Genomic DNA, 1,422 nt, shown 5'->3' with positions numbered 1-1,422 from the left:
TTGTGCGGGTGGCCGAGGTGCTCGCGTCCGGCAGGGGTGTAGCGGTGGTGCCGGTGGACCAGGAGCTGACGACGCGTGAGGCTGCCGATCTGCTGGGTGTCTCCCGTCCAACGTTGATCAAACTGTTGGAGGCGGGGGAGATCGGCTACTCCCGGCCGAGTTCGTCGCGGCGGATCCCGCTGGAGCAGGTGCTCGCTTACAAGCAGCGGCGTAGCCGTAGACGTCGTGAGCTGTTGGCGGAGATGACCGCGGACGCGGTGGAGATGGGCATGTACGGGTCACCAGCGCCTACCGGCACCGGCACCGGCGACGCGTCTGCCCCTTGATGGCGCCTGTAACTCCACTGGGTTGAACTACACTCGGTTGTAGTTTGGCTGGGAGGAGTGCGGGTGGCTGCGGGCGGGTTCGTCGGGCGGACAGCTGAGCTTGCCCGGTTGGACGCTCTGCTGGGGAGGGTGGGGGACGCTCGGCGTGACCTTCCCGGGGTGGCGGTGCTGCTGCGGGGCCGGCGCCGGGTCGGCAAGTCCCGGCTGGTCCAGGTGTTCTGCGAGCGGGCGGGTGTGCCGTCGGTGTTCTTCCAGGCGAGCCAGGGTGCTGATCCGGCGGCCGAGCGGGTCGCGTTCGCCGCCGCCGTGGGCGAATCGGAGCTTCCGGGCCGGGACCTGTTCGCCGCCGGCACGGTGCTGCCGACCTGGACGGCGTTGTTCCGCCAGCTCGCCGCGGCGCTGCCCGCCGACTCCCCGAGCATCGTGGTCGTTGACGAGCTGCCCTGGCTGATCGAAGCCGACCCGACGCTGGAAGGGACGTTGCAGACGGCGTGGGACACACTGCTCGCGCACCGGCCGGTTCTGCTGGTGCTCATCGGCTCGGATCTGGCCATGATGGAACGTCTGGACGACTACCGGCGGCCGTTCCACCAGCGCGGCACGGTGATGGTGCTGCCGGCGCTGAACCCGGCCGAGGTCGGTGCCATGCTCGGCCTGCCGGCGGCCGAGGCGATCGACGCGCATCTTGTCACCGGCGGCCTGCCGCTGATCTGCCAGGAATGGCGCCCCGGCCAGTCCGTCGAGGACTTTCTCGCCGGGTCGCTGGCCGATCCGACATCGGCGCTGCTGGTCTCGGGTGAACGTTCGCTCGCCGCCGAGTTCCCGGGGCATCTGCAGGCCCGGGCGGTGCTCACCGCGGTCGGTACCGGCGAGCGCACGTGGAGTGGTGTCCGCGCGGCGATGTCCCCCCGGGCCGAGCCAATGGCGGCAAGCTCCCTGACCAACGCCCTGCGTCTGCTGGAAGCCAAACGGGTGATTGCCGTTGACGCGCCGTTGTCGACCAGACCGGCTGAGAAGGACCGTCGCTACCGGGTGGCCGACCCATACCTGCGTTTTTATCTGGCGTTTCTGGAAGCGGGCCTGCCCCTGGTCGAAC

General features: G+C 69.8%; 2 protein-coding genes. Both read left to right on the top strand.

What is annotated here, in order from left to right; genetic code table 11:
• A partial coding sequence (locus tag DD1DGNOD_RS18740; protein ID WP_241255828.1) for a helix-turn-helix domain-containing protein occupies nucleotides 1-326 on the top strand: 326 nt, incomplete at its 5' end.
• Between the two features lie 63 nt (nucleotides 327-389).
• Nucleotides 390-1,422 (top strand): AAA family ATPase (locus DD1DGNOD_RS18735; RefSeq protein WP_206443292.1); only part of this gene is annotated, 1,033 nt, incomplete at its 3' end.

It is taken from the genome of Candidatus Protofrankia californiensis, from assembly GCF_900634765.1.
Taxonomy (GTDB): Bacteria; Actinomycetota; Actinomycetes; order Frankiales; family Frankiaceae; genus Protofrankia; species Protofrankia californiensis.
The sequence above is the reverse complement of the archived record's forward strand: the minus strand, read 5'-3'. Positions and strand labels throughout refer to the sequence as shown.